18 protein-coding genes are annotated in these 19,943 nt (G+C 69.3%); 9 read left to right on the top strand and 9 right to left on the bottom strand.

From position 1 onward, the window contains the following. The first annotated feature begins 6 nt into the window (after positions 1-6). Positions 7-1,188: an aminotransferase class V-fold PLP-dependent enzyme gene (locus C8P69_RS18785; protein WP_108178973.1), complete on the top strand. Its 1,182-nt coding sequence runs from the start codon at positions 7-9 to the stop codon at positions 1,186-1,188. 74 nt (positions 1,189-1,262) lie between these two features. Here the strand turns inward: C8P69_RS18785 and C8P69_RS18780 are convergent, their stop codons facing one another. From C8P69_RS18780 to C8P69_RS24585, 4 genes are all read right to left on the bottom strand, one after another. Continuing rightward, positions 1,263-1,766: a MaoC family dehydratase gene (locus C8P69_RS18780; protein WP_108178972.1), complete on the bottom strand. Its 504-nt coding sequence runs from the start codon at positions 1,764-1,766 to the stop codon at positions 1,263-1,265. An 89-nt stretch (positions 1,767-1,855) separates the two neighbouring features. Further along, positions 1,856-2,569 carry a DNA/RNA nuclease SfsA gene (gene sfsA / locus C8P69_RS18775; protein ID WP_108178971.1) on the bottom strand — a complete coding sequence of 238 codons (714 nt, stop codon included), beginning with the start codon at positions 2,567-2,569 and terminating at the stop codon, positions 1,856-1,858. Between the two features lie 7 nt (positions 2,570-2,576). Continuing rightward, entirely contained in the window at positions 2,577-3,563 is a 987-nt protein-coding gene (denD, locus tag C8P69_RS18770; RefSeq protein WP_108178970.1) for a D-erythronate dehydrogenase, read from the bottom strand. Between the two features lie 109 nt (positions 3,564-3,672). After that, positions 3,673-4,713 carry a PAS domain-containing protein gene (locus C8P69_RS24585; protein ID WP_170118302.1) on the bottom strand — a complete coding sequence of 347 codons (1,041 nt, stop codon included), beginning with the start codon at positions 4,711-4,713 and terminating at the stop codon, positions 3,673-3,675. Positions 4,714-4,853: 140 nt separating this feature from the next. On the opposite strand from C8P69_RS24585, the gene C8P69_RS18760 reads away from it, so the two are divergent. Further along, a complete protein-coding gene (locus C8P69_RS18760; protein WP_108178969.1) occupies positions 4,854-5,345 on the top strand; it encodes a pyridoxamine 5'-phosphate oxidase family protein in 492 nt (163 codons plus the stop codon). A 269-nt stretch (positions 5,346-5,614) separates the two neighbouring features. Here C8P69_RS18760 and C8P69_RS23945 read toward each other — a convergent pair whose 3' ends face one another. After that, the gene (locus C8P69_RS23945) at positions 5,615-5,776 is read right to left on the bottom strand and encodes a hypothetical protein (protein ID WP_170118301.1); all 162 of its coding nucleotides are present in this window, start codon (positions 5,774-5,776) and stop codon (positions 5,615-5,617) included. A gap of 82 nt (positions 5,777-5,858) precedes the next feature. Next, a complete protein-coding gene (locus C8P69_RS18755; protein WP_108178968.1) occupies positions 5,859-6,518 on the bottom strand; it encodes a TetR/AcrR family transcriptional regulator in 660 nt (219 codons plus the stop codon). A 107-nt stretch (positions 6,519-6,625) separates the two neighbouring features. Here C8P69_RS18755 and C8P69_RS18750 point away from each other — a divergent pair, with 107 nt between their 5' ends. Together C8P69_RS18750 and C8P69_RS18745 are read left to right on the top strand one after the other, a co-directional pair. Continuing rightward, the gene (locus tag C8P69_RS18750) at positions 6,626-7,810 is read left to right on the top strand and encodes an HlyD family secretion protein (protein WP_108178967.1); all 1,185 of its coding nucleotides are present in this window, start codon (positions 6,626-6,628) and stop codon (positions 7,808-7,810) included. A 17-nt stretch (positions 7,811-7,827) separates the two neighbouring features. Further along, complete coding sequence (locus C8P69_RS18745; protein ID WP_108178966.1) at positions 7,828-9,393, top strand: DHA2 family efflux MFS transporter permease subunit; 1,566 nt, start codon at positions 7,828-7,830, stop codon at positions 9,391-9,393. On the opposite strand, the gene C8P69_RS18740 is transcribed toward C8P69_RS18745, so the two are convergent. Together C8P69_RS18740 and C8P69_RS18735 are read right to left on the bottom strand one after the other, a co-directional pair. Further along, positions 9,341-10,129: a ribonuclease activity regulator RraA gene (locus C8P69_RS18740; RefSeq protein WP_108179024.1), complete on the bottom strand. Its 789-nt coding sequence runs from the start codon at positions 10,127-10,129 to the stop codon at positions 9,341-9,343. The two genes, C8P69_RS18745 and C8P69_RS18740, sit on opposite strands and share 53 nt — an antisense overlap. Positions 10,130-10,146: 17 nt before the next feature. Next, positions 10,147-11,145, bottom strand: coding sequence for a Bug family tripartite tricarboxylate transporter substrate binding protein (locus C8P69_RS18735; RefSeq protein ID WP_108178965.1), 999 nt, complete (start codon positions 11,143-11,145; stop codon positions 10,147-10,149). Between the two features lie 170 nt (positions 11,146-11,315). Here C8P69_RS18735 and C8P69_RS18730 point away from each other — a divergent pair, with 170 nt between their 5' ends. The 5 genes from C8P69_RS18730 (at position 11,316) to C8P69_RS18710 (ending at position 16,997) form a co-directional block, all read left to right on the top strand. Next, positions 11,316-12,023: a GntR family transcriptional regulator gene (locus tag C8P69_RS18730; RefSeq protein WP_108179023.1), complete on the top strand. Its 708-nt coding sequence runs from the start codon at positions 11,316-11,318 to the stop codon at positions 12,021-12,023. Next, entirely contained in the window at positions 12,010-12,930 is a 921-nt protein-coding gene (locus tag C8P69_RS18725; protein ID WP_108178964.1) for a dihydrodipicolinate synthase family protein, read from the top strand. The genes C8P69_RS18730 and C8P69_RS18725 overlap by 14 nt, the downstream gene beginning before the upstream one ends. Positions 12,931-12,976: 46 nt before the next feature. Continuing rightward, a complete protein-coding gene (araD, locus tag C8P69_RS18720) occupies positions 12,977-14,704 on the top strand; it encodes an L-arabinonate dehydratase (protein ID WP_108178963.1) in 1,728 nt (575 codons plus the stop codon). A gap of 78 nt (positions 14,705-14,782) precedes the next feature. After that, complete coding sequence (locus C8P69_RS18715) at positions 14,783-15,730, top strand: hypothetical protein (protein ID WP_108178962.1); 948 nt, start codon at positions 14,783-14,785, stop codon at positions 15,728-15,730. A 7-nt stretch (positions 15,731-15,737) separates the two neighbouring features. After that, positions 15,738-16,997, top strand: a complete 1,260-nt coding sequence (locus tag C8P69_RS18710; protein WP_170118300.1) for a M20 family metallopeptidase — start codon at positions 15,738-15,740, stop codon at positions 16,995-16,997. Here C8P69_RS18710 and C8P69_RS18705 read toward each other — a convergent pair. After that, on the bottom strand, positions 16,994-19,900 hold the full coding sequence (locus C8P69_RS18705; RefSeq protein ID WP_108178960.1) for an FAD-dependent oxidoreductase: 2,907 nt from the start codon (positions 19,898-19,900) through the stop codon (positions 16,994-16,996). The genes C8P69_RS18710 and C8P69_RS18705 overlap by 4 nt on opposite strands. Positions 19,901-19,943 lie beyond the last annotated feature (43 nt).

The following is a 19,943-nucleotide window of genomic DNA, read 5'->3' as shown; positions in this document are numbered from 1 at the left end:
TCCGCCATGATCGATGTCGATAGCTTGCGGGCCGCCACTCCCGGCTGCACGCAGATCACGCATTTCAACAATGCCAGTTGCACTCTGCCGAGCCATGAGACCCTCGCGGTCATCAAGGCTCATCTCGACCGCGAAGCGTTTGAAGGCCCCAGCGAAGCCGGCGTGGCCGTGGCCGCGGACATCCAGCAGACGCGCGTCGCCGCAGCGACCCTGCTCGGCGCCGATGCATCGGAAATCGCGCTGACGGGGAGCGGTTCGCAGGGCTGGGGCCTCGCCTTTGCCGCGATGCCCCCCCTCGGTGCGGGCGACCGCGTGCTGGTCGGCATGCACGAATGGGGTGGCAACCTCAGCACCCTGGCCCGTGCCGCGGAGCGCGCCGGGGCGAGCGTGGAGATCGTCCCCAATGATGAGCAGGGGGCATTCTCGGTCGAGGCCCTGAGCGCTATGCTCGACGAGCGGGTTCGCCTGGTGGCGCTGACATGGTGTCCGGCCACCAACGGCGTGGTCAACGATGCAGCGGCCGTCGGCGCGATCACCCGAGCAGCAGGGATTCCATTCTTCGTCGATGCCGGTCAGGCGATCGGCCAATTGCCGGTTGATGTCGAGGCAATTGGCTGTGACGTTCTGAAAGGAGCCGGCCGCAAGGCTCTGCGCGGACCGCGCGGAACCGCGTTGCTCTATGTGCGGAAGTCGTTTCTCAGCCGACTGGAGCCCCCCTACCTCGATGTCGTGTCGGCGCCCTACGGGCCCGATGGCGCAACCCTGCGGGACGATGCCCGACGGTTCGAGACCGGCGAAAATCCGTTTGCGTTGCAACTGGCGCTGGGTGTGGCGATCCGCGCAACCCTGAAGCTCGGCGTTCCGGCAATTCGCGAGAGAATCGACCGGCAAGCCTCCACGCTGCGCGCGGTGCTGGCCGGGCTTCCCGGTGTGACCGTGCATGACGCCGGACCGGTTCGCTCATCGATTGTCAGCTTTACCGTGGAGGGCCATACGCCGGCGAGCGTCCGTGACCGGCTTGCTGCAGACGCGATCACCGTGGGAGCCATCGCCGAGGCCTATACGCCGTTCGACATGCGGGCCCGGCAACTGCCGGCCATCGTCAGAGCATCGGTCAGCTACCTGACCACCGATGCTGAGATCGACCGTCTGGCCTCCGCCGTCAACCAGATCTCAAGAGGACGCTGATCGACTGCGAGTTGAACCGGGCCCCCCACAGCGCTCCGCCCGAATGGGCGGCAACCGGCCTGGACCCCTGCCCCTCACGCCTTCGGCTCGGGCCGGTGCTTGCCGCCCGGCCCCTGGCCGCGGCGATAGACCATCACCGTGCGCTTGAAGGTGATCACCACGTCGCCGGCCTGGGTGTAGCCCTTGGTGCGCACCGTGAGGATGCCGACCTCCGGCCGCGAGCCGGAATCGCGCTTCTCCAGCACCTCGCTCTCCGAGTAAATCGTGTCCCCCTCATAGACCGGGTGCGGCAGGCGCACCTCGTCCCAGCCGAGATTGGCGAAGACGTTCTGGCTGATGTCGGTGACGGACTGGCCGGTGACCAGCGCGATGGTGAAGCAGGAATTGACCAGCTGCTTGCCGAAGCCGGTATTGGCCGCATAGTTCGCGTCGAAATGCGGGTGGGCGGTATTCTGGGTCAGCAGCGTGAACCAGATGTTGTCGGCCTGGGTGACGGTGCGCCCGAGCGGGTGCTTGTAGACGTCGCCGATCTCGAAATCCTCGAAGAAGCGGCCCTGCCAGCCCGGCTTCACGCTCATCGCTCACTCCATCGGTCGCGGCCCTCGCGCCTTGGCCACGCTCATGCCGCAGACGGGGGCGGGCGACAACCCGGCCGGACGGGGGCGGCTCATTCGGCGATGGGAACGCGCCCGGCGACGGTGATCGCCTCGGGCGTCAGGTGGCAGCGATAGGCCAGCATCTCGACGCCGCGGCCACGCGCCCGGTCGAAGGCCTCGCCATAGGCCCGGTCGATGTCACGGGCCAGCGCGAAGGTCTCCGCGCCGCCATACTGGATGAGGAAGACCATCACCGCCCGGTGGCCGGCTGCGACCATGTCGCCGAGCTCCTCGAGGTGCTTGGCGCCACGCGCCGTCACCGAATCCGGAAACTCGGCAAGGCCGGGCTGGCGCATGAGGTGGACGTTCTTCACCTCGACATAGCAGGGTGGACGATTCCCCCCGCTCAGCATCATGTCGACGCGGCTCGCCTTGCCATAGGCGACCTCGCGCTTGAGGTCCGGGTAGCCGGTAAGTTCGGTAATGGTGCCGTCGCGGATCGCCTCATCGACGAGGGTGTTGGGATGGGCGGTGTTGATGCCGATCATCTCCGGCCCGAAGCCGACATCGGCCTCCACCAGTTCCCAGGAATGGCTGAGCTTCCGCGCGGGATTGTCGGATTTTGACAGCCAGACGCGGTTGCCCTCGCCCTGGAGCCCCATCATCGAGCCGGGATTGGCGCAATGGGCGGTGATCGCCTCGCCGCTGTCGAGGATCACGTCCGCCAGGAAGCGCTTGTAGCGCTTGACCAGGCGGCCGGGGACGAGCGGCGAGACGAAGCGCATGGGCGGATCAGGCCACCTTGCCCCCGAGCTCGTCCTCGACATGGGCGCGGACGATCTCCTCGAAGCTCGTCTCCGCCTTGAAACCGAGGGAGGCGGCGCGCTTGGCGTCGAAGCGGCGCGACCAGCCGGAAACGATGCGGATGATGAGCTCGTCCGGCTCACGGCGCACCAGCTTCAGCGCCTTGTCGCCGCCGATCTTGCGCAGCGCCTCGAGCTGCTCGCCGACGGAAGCGGCGACGCCGGGCATGGCGAGGCTGCGACGCCAGCCGAGCTGGGCCGTGTCCATGGTCGCGGCATGGATGAGGAAGCCCACCGCCGAGCGCGGGCTCGCATGGGTGTGCACCACGTCCTCGCCGACGGGCAGGATCGCCTCCTGGCCGACCAGCGGCTCGCGGATGATGTTGGAGAAGAAGCCGGAGGCCGCCTTGTTGGGCTTGCCGGGGCGCACGCAGATGGTCGGCAGGCGGATACCTATGCCGTCGAAGAAGCCCTTGCGCGAATAGTCGGCGAGCAGCAGTTCGCCGATGGCCTTCTGCGTGCCGTAGCTGGTGAGCGGGGTGAGGAAGAACTCGTCGTGGATGGCGTCGGGGAAGGGCGCGCCATAGACGGCGATGGACGAGGTGAAGACGACGCGCGGGTGATAGGGCGCCTTCACGCCCTCCTGGCGGATCGCCTCGAAGAGCTGGCGGGTGCCGTCGAGATTGATGCGGTAGCCCTTGTCGAAATCGACCTCGGCCTCGCCGGAGACGATGGCGGCGAGGTGGAAGATGACATCGGGGCGGCCGGCGACCATGGGGCCGGCGGTGTTGGGAAAGGAGATGTCGACGGCCCAGCTCGTCACCTTGCCGGAAAAGCCGGCAGGCGCCTCGGGCGCCACCACGTCGACCAGCGACAGTTCGGTGACCGGCTGGCCGCCGAGCCCGCCGTCCTTCACCAGGCATTCGGTGAGCTTGCGGCCGATCATGCCGGCGGCGCCGATGATCAGGATATGCATGGGCGTGTCCTCGTCTTTTGAATCGATTTGGACGCACGCTAGCGCGCCCCGCGGTGGCGGGGAATGGGCGCGCCGCGAAGAGGCGCCGTGCGCGGGACGGGTAACGGGATCAGCGCGCCAGATGCTCGGGCGCGACCGCAAGGCGGGCGTCGAGGCCGGCCTGCAGCCAGGTGATGTCCAGACCGGTGCGGAACTGGCCCGCCAGCACCTTCTGGATCAGCTCGGTGCCGAAGCCCTGGCGCGCCGGCCTGGCGATGGGGCGCTCCGACCGTTCGCGCCAGGTGATCTCGACGCGCTCGCTCCCGCGCACGACGGACAGTGCGAGGCGGCCGTCGCTGCCGGCCAGCGCGCCATATTTCACCGCGTTGGTGGCGAGTTCGTGCACCATCAATGCGAAGGCGGTGGCGGCCCGCGGGCCGATCTCGATCTCGTCGCCCTCCAGCGTCACGGCGCCTGGGCGAAGGTCGTCATAGGGCGCGAGCATCTGGCGCAGGAAGCCAAGGAGGGGCACACGCTCGCCGCGCTGCAGGCCGCCAGGAGCGACATATTGCGTCGCCTGGGCGAGAGCGGCGATGCGCTCGCTGACCGCGCGGGCGAAGGCGAGGTGCTCGGTCTGGGAACGTGCCGACAGCATGATGACGCCCTGCACCACCGCGAAGACGTTCTTGATGCGGTGGGCGAGCTCGCGGGCGAGAAGCTCCTTCTCCTCCTCCGCGACCCGGCGCGCCGTCACGTCGATATGGGCGCCGACGAGGCGCAGGGGCTCGCCGCTCTGGCCGCGCTCGATCTCCGCCTTGGCGAGGATCCAGCGCAAGGCCCCGTCAGAGGGCCGGATGATGCGGTATTCGGCGGTGTAGTCCGTGTCGGTGCCGGCCACCGCGGCCTTGAAATGCTCAACCACCCGCTGGCGATCCTCGGCATGGATGCGGGCGACCCAGGCCTCGTGGGTCTCATGGGTGGCATCCTCGGGCAGGCCATGGAGCTGGAGATATTCGGGTGACCGGCGGTTGCGAAACTGGCCTCCGGTCAGGTCGACCTCGAGGCCGCCGACCTGTCCGATCCGTTGCACCCGCGCCAGCTCCGCCTCTCGCTGATGAAGCCGTTCGGCGACATCGTGCTCCGCGTCGCCGGCCCTCCCCGTGTCGCGCATGGGTCTCCTTCACCGGCCCATAGCGCCGGACCTGCGTCAACGCGGTCAATGGGAGCTGGTTCCAACTGCGTGGAGAGACTTTGACGACGGAACCGCCGGCGTTGTCAGCGCTTGTCTCGGCATCACCTCAGGAGACAGCCATGAGCCACGAAGCCGGGACCCCGGACGCCGTCTACGACCTCATCGAGACCATCGGCATCGGTATGCTGGTTACGTCGCGCCAGGGCGCGGACATGCTGCGCGCCCGCCCGATGGCCGCGTCGGTGAAGCGGCAGGAGAATGCGATCTTCTTCCTCACCGATGCCGAAGGTTCCAAGGACGACGAAGTGCGCGAGGACCCGAAGGTCTGCCTGGCCTTCGCCGACCCGAAGGGTCAGCGCTATGTCTCGGTCTCGGGGACAGCGCGCATCAGCAACGACCGCGCCCGCATCAAGGAGCTCTGGTCGGTCGGGGCCCAGGCCTTCTGGGACACGCCGGACGACCCGGCGATCCAACTCGTCGAGGTTCGTCCGACGGAGGCCGAATTCTGGCAGGGCCCGGGGCGCATTGTCAGCGCTGTGAAGATGGCCGTGGCGGCGGCGACGGGCGGGCGTCCGGATCTCGGCACCAATGCCAAGGTCGGAATGCGCTGAGCCGCAGCAGCCCGGTCAGACGCGACAAGGGGGAGCCGGCGGCTCCCCCTTTTTGATGGTGCTCAGGGAATCGCAGGCGCGGGCGTCGGCGGACCGGCGCCATCCGCCTAGCGATCTCCCGGCATGATCGCATCCGGCTCGTCCGATGGACGGGGTTCCGGGAGGATCACGTCATGATCGATCTGGACGTGGCGTTTGGGCAGCTTGACCGGCCCCTCGCCGGTTTTGGCCGGGGGTGTCGGCAGGTCGGTGGGTATGGCGCGGCTCCTTCAGCGGCGATCGCGCGTTTCGGCGGGATCGGCGAAGGGCGCGGGATCGGTCTCGCGCCGGCGGTCCTTCGGCATGGGATCGCGCTCGGGCGCCTGCTGCTCCGCCTCGACCGGTTCGCCCCAGCCGCCGGGCTCCTTGGGATGGTTGATCGGATGATTCACGGCATCCTCCTCGCCTCGGTGACGACGGGTCGAAACGACCCGTCCTCATCACCAACCGGCGGGAGCGGCGGCCGTTCCCCTCTCAGCCACGCGAGGCAGGATCTGTCGCCGGATAGGCGCGCAGGAAGGTCTCGGTGGCCATGCGGGCATGGGCTGCCGCCTCGTCGGCGGTCACAGTCGGGTCCATGCCGAAGATGATGGCGCGGCTGGTATCGGCGAGGCAGAGATCGAGGAACTGCCGGGCGGCGCGGTAGGGATCGGCGGCGGTGAGGCGCCCCTCCCGCACCAGGCGCTCGAAATAATCGCCGAGCCGGCGGGTGGAGAATTGCGGGCCATCCTCGAAGAAGGCGCGGCCGATCTCCGGCATGCGCGGCGCAAGGCCGACGACGAGGCGCAGGCGCTGCACGGCGTCGGGCCGGGCCATGGCGAGGATGGTGCGGGTGCCGAGCTCGGTGAGGACCTCGGCCAGCGGCCGCTGGTCGTCGGACGGGAGCGCGAACCGTTCGGCCTGCTCACGCTTCTCGATCGTCACGAGGGCGACGATGAGATCCTCCTTGCTGGGGAAATAGGCATAGATCGTCGCCTTGGAGACGCCGGCGGCGCGGGTGATGGCATCCATGCTGGCCGCCTCGAAGCCGCGTTCGAAGAAGACCCGGCGCGCTCCGTCGAGGATCTGGCGGCGCTTGGCGCTGTCCAGATCCGGCGCTGTCGCCACGGCGGCCTCGGCCTGCCGATCTCCCATTTGCGCTCATCTCCCATGCCGGATCGCCCTTGAAGGCCGCTTGTCCTCGCCGAGGCTGCGGGCTAAGTCAAGATAAAACTAAACTGTACAGTTCATTGGAGGTCGCCATGGCCGAGACACCCGGTTCGCCTCCCGCCGCCACGCCAGCACCGGTCGCGGCAGCTCCGGTTCCGAAGGGTCGCCGCCCCGCACGGATCCTCGCGGTGATCGGGCTGGTGGCGGTTGCCGCTGGTGGCTGGTTCGGCTGGGACTGGTGGGTGAACGGTCGCTTCACGGTCTCGACGGATGATGCCTATGTGAAGGCCGACACGACGGTGCTCGCTGCCAAGATTGCCGGCTATGTCACGCAGGTCGTGGCCCGCGACAACGCCGCGGTAAAGGCCGGCGACCTTCTGGCGAAGATCGATGACGGCGACTACCGGCTGGCAGTGGATTCCGCTGCGGCCCGCGTCGCCACGCAGGATGCGACAATCCAGCGGATCGAGACGCAGGTCGAGGCTCAGGGCGCGACGGTGGAGCAGGCCCGCGCCCAGCTCTCCGCAGTCGAGGCTGACACACCCCGCGTCGAGGCCGCCCTCGCCCGTGCCCAGCGTCTGCTCAGCCAGGAGTTCACCAGCCAGGCGGCGCTCGATACGGCGAAGGCCGATCGGGAGCGCAACCGGGCCCAGATTGCCCAGGCGAGAGCCGCCATCCTTGGTGCCGAGGCGCAAACGACGGTGCTGAAGGCGCAGCTTGCCGAGGCGCAGCGCACGAAAGTGGAGCTCGAGGCCGCCCTCGACCGCGCCCGCCGCGACCTCGCCTTCACCGAGATCCGCGCCCCCATCGATGGCGTCGTCGGCAACCGGGCCGTCCAGGTCGGGCAGTATGTGCAGGCCGGCACGCGTCTCCTGGCCCTCGTCGACACCGGCACGACCTATGTCGAGGCGAACCTCAAGGAGACACAGCTCGCCCGCATCGCGGTCGGCGAGCCCGCGACGGTGGCGGTGGATGCGTTCGGCGGAAGGGTGCTCGCAGGCCGCGTCGACAGCATCTCGCCGGCCTCCGGATCGCAGTTCTCGCTGCTGCCCCCGGAAAATGCCACCGGCAACTTCACCAAGATCGTCCAGCGAATCCCCGTCCGCATCCGCCTCGACGCGGAGACACTGGCGGAGGGGCGTCTTCGCCCCGGCATGTCGGTGGTCGTCTCCATCCGCACGGACGGCGGTGCCGCGCCGTCCAAGGTCGGTGCGGTCGCCCCTCGCAGCCAGCCCGCTGACGGTGGCCGGGCCCTGACCGCCAGGTCGGCGCCGTGAGCGCGGCAGCGGGCACCATGACGGCAGAACCGCCGGTCGCCGTGCCGGCCGACAGGGTGCCGCTGTCGCGGGTCTTCGCCTTCCTCGCCATGGTCTTCGGCATGTTCATGGCGATCCTGGACATCCAGATCGTCTCGGCCTCGCTCGCCGAGATCCAGGCAGGTCTCTCGGCCAGCGCCGACGAAATCTCCTGGGTCCAGACCTCCTACCTGATCGCCGAAGTCATCATGATCCCCCTGTCGGGGCTGCTGTCGCGGGCGCTCTCGACGCGGGTGATCTTCACCGCCTCCTGCGCCGGTTTCACGCTGATGAGCCTGATGTGCGCGATGTCCGGCTCGATCACCGAGATGATCATCTGGCGGACGCTGCAGGGCTTCCTCGGCGGGGCGATGATCCCGACCGTCTTTGCCACGGCCTTCACCGCGTTCCCGCCGTCGAAGCGAGCGGTGATCTCGCCGATGATCGGCATGGTGGCGACGCTGGCCCCGACCATCGGCCCGACGGTCGGCGGCTATCTCACCGACCTCTTCTCCTGGCACTGGCTGTTCCTCATCAACGTGCCGGCCGGGATCATCGTCTGCCTCATGGTCTGGCGGCTGGTGGACTTCGACAGACCCGAGCCGGCGCTGCTGAAGCGCTTCGACTGGATCGGCCTCGCGGGCATGGCGATATTCCTCGGTTGCCTCGAATTCGTGCTGGAGGAAGGGCCGAGCAAGGACTGGTTCCAGGACCACCTTGTCCTCCTCTGCGCCGTGCTCTGCGTCACCGGCGCCGTCGTCTTCTTCTGGCGTGCCTTCACGCAGGACGTGCCGATCGTCGACCTGACGGCCTTCGGCAACCGCAACTTCTGGAGCGGGTGCCTCGCCTCCTTCATCTGCGGCATCGGGCTCTACGGCCTGACTTATCTGTACCCGGTCTATCTCAGCCGCGTGCGCGGCTTCTCGGCGCTGATGATCGGCGAGACCATGTTCCTCACGGGCATCGTCATGTTCATCTCGGCGCCGATCGTGGGCCGCCTGTCGCGAAGCATGGACCTGCGGCTGATGATGGCCTGCGGCTTCATTCTCTTCGCCGCCGGCACCTGGCAGGCGAGTTTCATCACCAAGGACTGGACCTTCGGCGAGCTCATCATCCCGCAGGTGCTGCGCGGCTCGGCGCTGATGCTGTGCATGGTGCCCATCAACAACCTGTCGCTGGGCACCATGCCGCCGGCGCGGATGAAGAATGCCGCCGGCCTCTACAACCTCACGCGCAATCTCGGCGGCGCGGTGGGGCTCGCGCTCATCAACACGCTGATGAACAACCGCACCGACCTGCACCTGCAGCGCCTGCGCGATTCCGTCGCCTGGGGGCGAACCACGGCCGAGGAGACCCTGGCGGCCCTCACCCAGCAATATCAGTCGCTGGGCTCGGATGCCGAACTCGCCGCCATCAAGCAGATGGCGGCCATGGTGCGCCGCGAGGCCTTCGTCATGGCGCTCGGCGACGTCTTCCTGGCGCTCACCGCGCTGTTCCTGATGATGCTGCTGCTCATCCCGCTGATGCGGCGGCCGCAGGCGGCGGGAGCGGCCGGAGCGCATTGAGCCCGGGCCGGCCGGTTCGTTGCTTCCAGCCGGGGCGCCAGGCCTTGAACTCGGCCTTGGTCGCCTCGTTGGCGGGATAGAGCCCGAAGATGGTGCGCCCCTCGCGCACCTTCTCTTCGACGAAGTCCTCGAAGGCGGTCTGCTCATAGGTCTCCGCGGCGATCTCGTTGGCGAGATGGGCGGGGATCACGACCACGCCCTCGGCATCGCCCACGACGATGTCGCCGGGGAAGACCGGGACGTCACCGCAGCCGATCGGCACGTTGATGTCGGTGGCGTGGTGGCGGATGAGGTTGGTCGGGGCACTTGGACGGTTGTGGTAGACGGCGAAGTCCATGGCGGCGATTTCCGGGCTGTCGCGGAAGCCGCCATCGGTGACGATGCCGGCGACGCCGCGCTGGTGAAGGCGGGAGATCAGGATGCCGCCGGCCGAGGCGGCACGCGGATCCTTGCGGCTGTCGATGACCATGACATGGCCGGGCGGGCATTCCTCGACCGCCTTGCGCTGGGGATGCTCCCAGTCCTCGAAGACGCCGAGATGGTCGAGGTCCTCGCGCGCGGGGATGTAGCGCAGCGTATAGGCCTCGCCGACCATGCGCGGCGCGGCCGGGTTCAGCGGCCTCACGTCCTGGATGAACTGGTTGCGGAAGCCGCGCTTGAACAGGGCGGTGGTGAGTGTCGCGGTGGAGACGCGCTTCAGCTTGGCGCGGTTCTCGTCGGTGAGGGCAGTGGTCATGGTGGCGGGTCCGATGCTCATTCGATGGTGATGCGGGCCTTTTCCGCGACCACCTTCCAGCGGGCGGTCTCGGCGGCGATATGGGCAGCAAACTCGGCTTCCGTCGATCCGATGGCGGTGACGCCGACGGCCTTCAGCTTCTCGACCGTCTCCGGCTCGCGCATGACGGCCTGCACCTCGCGGGAGAGGCGGGCCGAGATCTCCGCCGGCACCGCGACAGGGGCGAAGAACCCGTGCCAGGACGTTGCGGCGAAGCCGGGAATGAACTCGGAGAGGGCCGGGAGATCCGGCGCGAAGGGCAGGCGCTCCGGCGTCGCAGTGGCGAGCGCCCGGATCTTGCCGGCCTGGATATGCGGCCAGGCGACGGTGATGTTGTCGAAGGTCATGTTGACCTGACCGGCGAGCAGATCCTGGGTCACCTGGCCGGAGGAGCGATAGGGCACGTGGACGATGTCCGTGCCGGTCTCCAGCTTGAAGAGCTCGCCCGCCATGTGGATCGAGGTGCCGGCGCCCGAGGAGGCGAAATTGTACTTGCCGGGCTCGCGCTTCAGCAGGGCGATGAGCTCCGGGACGGTGCGCACCGGCATGTTGACGTTGACCATCAGCAGGTTCGGCACCGAGGCGACCAGCGACAGCGGCGCGAAGTCCTTCACGTGGTCATAGGGCAGCTTCTTGTAGACGCTGGGATTGATGGCGTGGGTCGAGACCGTGCCCATGCAGAGCGTGTAGCCGTCCGGGGTCGAACGCGCAGCCGATCCGACGCCAAGACTGCCGCCAGCCCCCGCCTTGTTCTCGACGATGAAGCTGCCGCCGATGCGCGAGGCGAGCCGGTCCGCGAGGATGCGGCCGAGCAGGTCCGTCGTGCCGCCGGCGGCGAAGGGCACGATGATGGTGACCGGGCGGGCCGGCCAGCCAGCCTGGGCACGGGCGAGCGACGGGGCCGCGAGACCGGCGGCACCGGCGGCGAGCAGGGTGCGGCGGGACAGGGCGGAGACAGAGGGCGGGAGCTTGGTCATTGGGCTGGTCCTCGGATGCGGTTCCTCATGGGCCGGCTGGGGGCCGGTCTTGCCGCGGGTCCTAGCATGCAAACCTGGAATTTGAAATCTGAAATTTCAGATTGCAGATGCTTGCGTTCTGTGGTGAGAAGGCGCCCCATGCCGCGGCGTCGCCGCCGCCGGACCCGACCATGACCACCGCCACCGCCCTGCCCCCCGTGGACCCGATCCTCACCCGCAGCCTGCGCGAGCACGTTCACGAGCGACTACGCGCATCCATCGTCGCGGGGCGCTTCCCGACGGGCGAGCGGCTCAACGAGCGTCAGCTGGCCGACATGCTCGGCGTCTCGACGACGCCGGTGAAGGATGCCATCCGCATGCTGGAGGGCGAGGGCCTGGTGCGCATCGAGGCGCGACGCGGCGTCTACGTGCTGTTCTCTGCGCGGCAGGCCTACGAGATGGCGCTGGGACGCGCCTCGCTCGAAAGCGTGATGGCGCATATCGCCGCCAAGACCATTTCGATGGAACAGCTGGCGAACCTCTCGGGCCTCGTGAACGAGATGGAACATGCCACGGCCCACGGGGCTCTCGAGGAGCTGGTGCGGCTCAACGAGAGTTTCCACGGCGCCATCCACGCCGCCTCCGGCTGCCACTATCTCGAGCGCCGGCTGGACGGCCAGCGCATGTACGACACCGCCCAGCGCCTCTCGCTGCTCTCCGAGCCCGGCCAGCGTCAGGCGGGCTTCGTCGAGCATCGCGACATCTACGAGGCGCTGGCCGCCCGCGATCCCCGGCTCGCCGAAACGCGGATGAAGCGGCACATCCTCCGCTCCGCCCGGGAGCACGTTCACCTCGTCTTCGGCGACGTCCTGAAGGATCTCGACTATGACTGCGATTGATGTGAAGGCCACCCTGACCGGCATTTCCGGTGTCCATGCGACGCCCTATGACGCCGACGGCAACCCGCACTGGCCGACCATGGCGCGCATCGTCCGCACCATCGCGGAAGCCGGCATCCACAACATCGTTGCCGCCGGCAATACCGGCGAGTTCTATCCGATGACGCCGGCCGAGATCGCCCGCACCCATGCGGTGGCGGCGGAAGCTGCCGCCGGCAAGGCCATGGTGACCGCCGGCATCGGCCGCTCGCTCAAGGAAGCCATCGAGGCAGGCCGCGCGGCAGCGAGCGCCGGCTGCAACGCGGTGATGGTGCATCACCCGCTCGACCCCTTCGCCGCGCCGCAGTCGCAGGCCGACTACATCCTCGCCATCGCCGAAGCCCTGACCGTGCCGGTCGTCGCCTATATCCGCTCGGACGCCATGGGCGTCGCGGACCTGTCGCGCGTCGCCACCCATCCGAATGTCGCGGGCGTGAAGTTCGCGAGCGCCAACCTCATGCTCTTCGCCGATTGCGTGCGCGCCACCGCCGGCACCTCGGCGGTTTGGATCTGCGGCCTCGCCGAGGGTTGGGCCGCGCCCTTCTATGCGCTCGGCGGCCGCGGCTTCACCTCTGGCCTCGTCAATGTCGTGCCGGATCGCTCGCTCGCCATCTGGCAGGCGCTCGAGGCCGGCGACTTCGCCACGGCCCGTGCCGGCGTCACCGCCATTGCCGGTTTCGAGCACATGCGCACCAAGTACGGCAACGGCGCCAATGTGACGGTGGTGAAGGAGGCCATGGCGCTGATGGGCCTGCCCATGGGCCCGGTGCGCCTGCCGGGCCTGCCGGCGCTGAACGCGCAGGAGAAGGCGGAGCTGACCCGCATCATGACAGGCTGGGGCGTGCTGCCCGCTGCCGCCGCCGAATAATCCAAGCGCCTGACACTTCCAGAACAAGATTGCCGAGGAACGTCCCATGTCCGCCAAGAAGTCGCCGAAGGATCTGCGCAGCTACCGCTGGTTCGGGACCAGCGACATGCGCTCGTTCGGCCATCGCTCCCGCACGCTGCAGATGGGCTATGGCCGCGACGAGTTCATGGGCAAGCCGGTCATCGGCATCATCAACACCTGGTCGGACGTGAACCCCTGCCACCTTCACCTGCGCGACCGCGCGGAGGCGGTAAAGCGCGGCGTCTGGGCGGCCGGTGGCTTCCCGGTCGAGATCCCGGTCATGTCGGTGTCGGAGCAGTACCAGAAGCCGACAACGATGCTCTACCGCAACTTCCTCGCCATGGAGGCGGAGGAATCGATCCGCTCCCACCCGCTCGACGGCGTGGTGCTGCTCGGCGGCTGCGACAAGTCCACCCCCGCCCTCGTCATGGGCGCGACCAGCGCCGGCCTGCCCTTCATCTTCGTGCCGGCGGGGCCGATGCTGCGCGGCAACTGGGCGGGCAAGACGCTCGGCTCGGGCTCGGACGTTTGGAAGTACTGGGCCGAGAAGGAAGCCGGCAACATCACCGAAGCGCAGTGGAACGACATGGAGACGGGCATCGCCCGTTCCTTCGGCACCTGCATGGTGATGGGCACCGCGGCGACGATGATGAGCCATGCCGAGGTGCTCGGCCTGACCCTGCCCGGCGCCTCGGCGATTCCGGCTGCGGATTCGGCTCATCCCCGCATGGCCGCCATGGCCGGCAAGCGCATCGTCGAGATGGTCTGGGACGACCTGACGCCGGACAAGATCCTCACCCGGAAAAGCTTCGAGAATGCCCTGGTGGTTCACATGGCCGTGGCGGGCTCGACCAACGCCATCATCCACCTCATCGCCATGGCGGGCCGCGCCGGCGTGCCGCTGACGCCCGACGACTTCGACGCCTTCTCGCGGAAGGTGCCGGTCATCGCCAATATCAGGCCCTCCGGCGGCTTCCTCATGGAGGACTTCTACTATGCGGGCGGCCTGCCGGCCATGCTGAAGCAGCTGAAGAGCCTCCTTCACACCGACGCCATGACTGTGACGGGCAAGCCGCTCTCGCACATGATCGACCTGGCGCAGGTCTATGACGCGGACATCATCCGGCCGCTGGACAAGCCCGTCTCCACCGAGAACGGCCTTGCCGTGCTGCGCGGCAACCTCGCCCCCGGCGGCTGTGTCATCAAGCCCTCGGCGGCCGAGCCACGGCTCCTGAAGCATACCGGCCCGGCGCTGGTCTTCGAGACCTATGACGAGATGTCCAAGGCGGTGAACGACGAGACCCTCGACGTCACCGCCGACCACGTCATGGTGCTGAAGAATGCCGGCCCCGTCGGCGGACCAGGCATGCCCGAATGGGGCATGCTGCCCATCCCGAAGAAGCTGCTGAAGCAGGGCGTGCGCGACATGCTGCGCATCTCCGATGCCCGCATGTCAGGCACCAGCTATGGCGCCTGCGTGCTCCACGTGGCGCCGGAGGCCTATGTGCGCGGGCCGCTGGCGGCGGTGAAGACCGGCGACCTGATCAGCGTCGACGTGGAGGCGCGCTCCATCTCGGTGAACCTCACCGAGGCCGAGATCGCCGCCCGCATCGCCGCCTGGACGCCGCCGGACCGCGACTATCCGCGCGGCTGGGGCAAGATGTCGGCCGAGCATATCCGGCAGGCCGACCAGGGCTGCGACTTCGACTTCCTCGAGGGCACGGCGAAGATCCCCGAGCCCGAGATTCACTGACGCCTGCGCGTCCGCCGCAGGGGTGGCAGCGCCGCCCCGGCATGGACGGCCGGGGACCTGCGTGACAGTCTCCGTGCCATGGCGGTTCTCTGGCTTGGCGAAGCGGATGTCGAAGCGCTCGTCGACCCGGCGATGCTGGTCGACGGGCTGGCGCAGGCTTTCGCCGACCTTGGCCGCTTTATCGAGCGTGACGCGGCGCGGATCGACGGCACGGATGGCGCGACCGGCTATCTCTCGGTCTTCCCGGCGGTGGATCACGGCGGCGACCTCGCCTCCGCCAAGGTGCTGGCGGGACGGCCCGCCAATGCGGCCGAGGGGCGCCCCGAGATCGATGCGGTCGTGATTGCCGCCGAGCCCACCACCGGCCAGATCGCCGCCATCCTCTCGGCCCGCAGGCTGACGGCCTATCGCACCGCGGGTGTCACCGCGCTGGCGCTGCGCCTGCTCGGGGTGACGAACGCGACCATCGCGCTGGTGGGCACCGGCCTGCAGGCGCGCACCCATGCGCGGGTACTGATCGAGACGGACATCGCGGAGCGGGTGATCATCGCCTCGGCCTCGCGGGGTGTCGAGGCGGCTGACACCTTTGTGGCCAGCCTGTCGCCCGCCATCGCCGCACGATGCGAGGCGGCCCCGCTGGCCGGCCTTGCCGGACGGGCCGATGCCCTGGTGACCCTGTCGCTGGCTGCGACGCCGCTGCCGGTCGGGCCGCTGCCGGATGGCGGCATCCTCGTCGGGGTCGGCCCCTTCTATCCCGAGGCGCACGAACTCGACCCTGCCCTTGTCGCATCCGCTGATACCGTCATCTCCGACCATCCCGAGCGGCTGCGCCGGCAATGGGCCGGGCATGCGGTCGCGAGCCGCGCACTCATCGGGATCGACGACCTCGCCGTTGGCCGCGCGAGCGCGCCTGCCCAGGGCCGGCGCATCGTCCTCTCGGATGGCCGTGCCTTCGAGGACAATGTCGCAGCCCGCCAGATCCTCGCCGCCGCCCGCGCCACCGGGCGTGGCCATCCCCTGCCCTGAGGCCCGCATGACCAGCCCAACGCCCGTTGCCTTCCTGCAGGAGCTCATCCGCCTTGGCCGCGACGGCGAAGCGGCCGTTCAGGCACGGGTCGCCGATGCGCTTGCGGCGATCGGCTGCGCGGTCGAGACGGTCGATTACGATCCCGCCGGCGTGACCCTCAAAGAGGAATTCGCCACCGGCCAGACGATCCAGCCGGGCCTGCGCCGCGCCGTGGTGGGCCGCCTCAAGGGGAGCGGCGGCGGACGCAGCCTCATCCTCTTTGCCCATCCCGACGGCGAACCGCACGGCGATCTCTCCCGCTGGAGCGTCGATCCCTTCGCCGGCGTAATCCGCGACGGCCGCATCGTTGGCTTCGGCGTCGCCGACGATCTCAGCGGCGTCGCTGCGATGATCTCGGGGCTGGCGCTGGCCCAGGCAGATGGCTGGCGCCCGGCGGGCGACATCATCATCGCCTCGACGCCGAGCAAGCGCCACGCCCGCGGCGTCGCTGCCCTGCTGGCGCGGATGGTCCCACCCGACGCGGCGCTCTACCTCCACCCCGCCGAGTCCGGCATGGGCATGGCGGAGGTGAAGGCCTGCACGCCGGGCCTGGTGGAGTTCCGGATTTCCTTTGCCGGCAAGGCACCGGAGACGGTGGAGCCGGGTCAGACCGCCTTTGCGCATCGCGCAGTGAGCGCTGCAACCGTTCAGGCGGCGCTGCTTGCTGCCCTCGCTGAGCTGGACCAGGCGCGCGGCGCGCGCATCCGCCATGAGCGCATCGCCGGCTTCGTCGGGCGTGCGACCAACCTCCACGTCTCCCATGCCCGGCTCGGGGTCGAGGGTAAGCGCAACACCATCGCCGTCTCCGGCGTGATCGAGGGCGCGGTGTCGATGCCGCCGGGCGAGCGCCTCGCCGACGTGCGGGGGGAGATCGCAGCGACTGTGAAGGCGGTCTTCCAGCGCGCCCCCTTCGACGCCCTGCCGAAGCCGGAGATCGCCTTCCTCGCCGGCGTCGCGGGCGCCGAAGTTCCGGCCGATCATCCGCTGTTCCGCGCCGCCGATACCGCCATCACCGCCGTGGTCGGCAAGCCGTCCTTCGTCAATCCCGTCCATACGGCGAGCGATATCCGGGTGCCGATCCTGCAGGCCGGTATTCCCTGCATCGGCCTCGGGCCGCTCGGCGGCAACCTCACCCAGAACGGCTTTGCCGATGAATGGGTGGACGCCGCCGACCATGAACGCTGCGTGGCGGTGGTGGCGGCGATCCTGAAGGACTGGTGTGGCTAGAACCTGTCGAGCCCGAACATGGCGTGCGGCAGGTCTGAGCGGCCGTCGACCATGAGGTCGCGGGTGATACGGGCGACGACCGGCGCCAGCGAATAGCCGTTCGAGGTCACGCAGTTGAAGAACCCAGGCGCGCCAGGCATTTCGCCGAGGATCGGCGCGCCGTCGATGTTGATGTTCATCGCCGCCCAGACACGGACGATGCGCAGCCGCGCCGCCGCGGGCAGCACATGCGCGGCAACCCAGGCATTGCCCTCGATGCTCGCCATCTCGACATGGCTCGCGCCCGTCGCCGGGTCGAGCGAGGCCGGCCAGGCGCCGCCGATGACGAGGCCGCCCGTATCGGCCTGCTTGAGGCTCAGGTGCCGGCTCGCATGGGCGACGAGGTGCTTGACCATTGTCGGCCCGGGCTCGGTGACAATCATCTGCAGGGGCGCGCCCTGGACGGGGATCGGCCGCGCCGCCATGGCGGCGACGCGCGAGGCCCAGCCGCCGGCGCAATTGACGACGCGGCGGGCGACCACTGTCCCGGCTTCCGTCTCGACGCGCCAGCCTGCGCCCTCGCGTTCGATGGACGTGACGCCGGCAAAGGTCTCGAACCGCGCCCCGGCTGCTTTCGCCATGGCGACGATGGCGGGCGTCGCCCTGAGCGGATTGATCTTGCCCTCGTCGCGGCAGAGCGCGGCGCCGGTGAAATGCGGGGCGATCAGCGGCTCGAGGCTGCGCAGCTCGTTGGCGCCGATCAGCTCGGAATCGATGCCGTAGCTTTTCTCCAGCGCCGTCTTCTGGGCGAGGAAGGCCATGTCGGCCTCGCTCTCGCCGACCATGACGCCGCCGGGCGTCGCCATCTCGAAATCGGCTCCCGACAGAGCCTCGATCTCCTTCCACAGGCGGATGGAGACGGGGGCAATGCGCAGCACCTCCGCCGCCGGGCGGCCGCCGGCCTGGGCCTTGGCGCCGAAATCGAAAGAGAGGAGCTGGACGTGGAGGCTGCCGGCATTGGCGCCTGAGGCTTGGACGTTGGGCTCGTGCCGGTCGACGACGGTGACGGAAACGCCGGAGCGGGCGAGCTCCCAGGCGACCGCGGAGCCCACCACGCCGGCGCCGATCACCACGACATCGGTGTCGATGCGGCCGAAGGGCTCGCGTTGCAGCGTCACGCGCGGCGAGACCGCGGGCGGGGCAGACTGGCGGTGGCCACCCCATTCCGCCTTCTCAACCGCGATGGCGCCAAGCGGCACGGGCCGGGCCGGCGGTCGCGGCGCGAAGAAGGCGCCGACATCGGGCGCGGGGCCGCCCTCCGCCGCGACGAGGCGGGTGAGCGGGCCGGCGCAGAAGCGGCCCTGGCAGCGGCCCATGCCGGCGCGGGTGAGGCGCTTCACCGCCGCCAGCGTCGGGCTCGCCGTACGGCAGGCCTCGCGCACGGCGCCGGCGGTCACCTCCTCGCAGCGGCAGACATGGGTCGTGTCGGCAATGGACCCAGCGTCGAATTTTGGCTGCGTGAACAGCGACCAGAGGGCCGCCTGGAAGCGGCGGGCCTTGGCCAGGTCGGCGGGCGCCGTGGCCGCTTCCGGAGGAGGCCTGAGGCCGAGCTTCGCCGCGATCGAGCCGGCCGCCAGCGCACCCTGCGCCAGCGCCACCCGCGATCCACCGATGGCCGCGCCATCGCCTATCGCATGAATGCCCGGCACGCTCGTCGCACCGTCATCGGCCGTTTGGACGGCGACGTGGCCGGCGGCGGCATCGACATAGGTGAGCCGGCATCCGAGCTGCCGGGCAAGTTCCGCCTGGGGCTGGAAGCCCATGTTGAGCGCGACGGTGTGGCAGGCGATGCGGTCGGTCGCGCCATCGGCGCGGCTTATCTCCACAGCCTCCACGCCATCCGTGCCATGGATCGCCGCAACGGTGCTGCCCCACAGCACCGGCACCCCGGCACGGCGCAGGGCTGCGAGCTGGCCGATGCCGGCGAGGGTCAGGCGCCAGTCGGCGGCGAGCATCCGGGCGAAGGGCGCGAGCGCGGCCAGCGAGGGCCCGGGACCCGAATCGATCACCGCGGCCGGCCTGTGCCCGGCCTTCACCAGTTCCAGCGCCATCTGGATGTTGAGCGGGCCGGATCCGGCGATAACGATGGGGCCGGCGGGAATCGCCCCTTGCGCCCGGACGAGGCCCTGCAGGCCGCCGGTGGTCATCACGCCGGGCAGGGTCCAGCCGGGCAGCGGCACGGGGCGCTCGCTCGCCCCCGTGGCGATGATGGTGAAGCGCGGCTCGACCACACAGGCGCCCTCGGGGCGCAGCACGCCGACGCCCTCGCCCGCCGAGGCGTACCAGACGGTGGCGGAGGTCCAGAGTTCGGCACCGGAGCGGCGCAGGCGCTGGTCCAGCGCGCGCCCCTCGGCGAATTGCGCATCGGCCGGAGTCGCAGAGGGATCGCCCACCTGCCGCGGCTTGAAATACTGGCCACCCGTGGCCGCCCGCTCGTCACAGACGATGACGCTGGCGCCGGCCTCGGCCAGGAGCGCAGCAGCTGTTGCACCCGCCGGTCCTGCGCCGACCACCAGCACGTCGACGGCGCGGCGCGGCAAGGGGCCGGCCGCAGGCGGCGCGAGATCGGCCAGAGTCTCGGCCGTGCCGGAAGCCGAGCCGACGGCCATGCCGTCGGTGACCTTCTCCAGGCAGGCGCGCACACCTGTGCGGCCGTCAACAGTGACGAGACAGTCGAAGCAGGCCCCCATGCCGCAATGGATGCCGCGGGGGCGGTCGTTCCGCGTCTGCCGCAGGGCCGCCATGCCCTGTGCGGCGAGCGCAGCGCCGATCGTCTCTCCCCGGCGGGCGAGAATGGCCTGTCCATCGAAGGTGAAGCGGAGGGCCTCCTCCGGCGCGAGGTCAGGACGCAGGGCCGGGGTCATGTTGCCTATCGCTTTGCATACAAGGCATATACTGTTTCGATCA

Origin of the sequence: Phreatobacter oligotrophus (assembly GCF_003046185.1) — a bacterium.
GTDB lineage: Bacteria > Pseudomonadota > Alphaproteobacteria > Rhizobiales > Phreatobacteraceae > Phreatobacter > Phreatobacter oligotrophus.
The sequence above is the reverse complement of the archived record's forward strand: the minus strand, read 5'-3'. Positions and strand labels throughout refer to the sequence as shown.

Coding starts and splice junctions, on each gene's coding strand:
- C8P69_RS18785 (WP_108178973.1), top strand. CDS start 7: ATGATCGATGTCGATAGCTTGCGGGCCGCCACTCCCGGCTGCACGCAG.
- C8P69_RS18780 (WP_108178972.1), bottom strand. CDS start 1,766: ATGAGCGTGAAGCCGGGCTGGCAGGGCCGCTTCTTCGAGGATTTCGAG.
- sfsA (WP_108178971.1), bottom strand. CDS start 2,569: ATGCGCTTCGTCTCGCCGCTCGTCCCCGGCCGCCTGGTCAAGCGCTAC.
- denD (WP_108178970.1), bottom strand. CDS start 3,563: ATGCATATCCTGATCATCGGCGCCGCCGGCATGATCGGCCGCAAGCTC.
- C8P69_RS24585 (WP_170118302.1), bottom strand. CDS start 4,713: ATGCGCGACACGGGGAGGGCCGGCGACGCGGAGCACGATGTCGCCGAA.
- C8P69_RS18760 (WP_108178969.1), top strand. CDS start 4,854: ATGAGCCACGAAGCCGGGACCCCGGACGCCGTCTACGACCTCATCGAG.
- C8P69_RS18755 (WP_108178968.1), bottom strand. CDS start 6,518: ATGGGAGATCGGCAGGCCGAGGCCGCCGTGGCGACAGCGCCGGATCTG.
- C8P69_RS18750 (WP_108178967.1), top strand. CDS start 6,626: ATGGCCGAGACACCCGGTTCGCCTCCCGCCGCCACGCCAGCACCGGTC.
- C8P69_RS18745 (WP_108178966.1), top strand. CDS start 7,828: ATGACGGCAGAACCGCCGGTCGCCGTGCCGGCCGACAGGGTGCCGCTG.
- C8P69_RS18740 (WP_108179024.1), bottom strand. CDS start 10,129: ATGACCACTGCCCTCACCGACGAGAACCGCGCCAAGCTGAAGCGCGTC.
- C8P69_RS18735 (WP_108178965.1), bottom strand. CDS start 11,145: ATGACCAAGCTCCCGCCCTCTGTCTCCGCCCTGTCCCGCCGCACCCTG.
- C8P69_RS18730 (WP_108179023.1), top strand. CDS start 11,316: ATGACCACCGCCACCGCCCTGCCCCCCGTGGACCCGATCCTCACCCGC.
- C8P69_RS18725 (WP_108178964.1), top strand. CDS start 12,010: ATGACTGCGATTGATGTGAAGGCCACCCTGACCGGCATTTCCGGTGTC.
- araD (WP_108178963.1), top strand. CDS start 12,977: ATGTCCGCCAAGAAGTCGCCGAAGGATCTGCGCAGCTACCGCTGGTTC.
- C8P69_RS18715 (WP_108178962.1), top strand. CDS start 14,783: ATGGCGGTTCTCTGGCTTGGCGAAGCGGATGTCGAAGCGCTCGTCGAC.
- C8P69_RS18710 (WP_170118300.1), top strand. CDS start 15,738: ATGACCAGCCCAACGCCCGTTGCCTTCCTGCAGGAGCTCATCCGCCTT.
- C8P69_RS18705 (WP_108178960.1), bottom strand. CDS start 19,900: ATGACCCCGGCCCTGCGTCCTGACCTCGCGCCGGAGGAGGCCCTCCGC.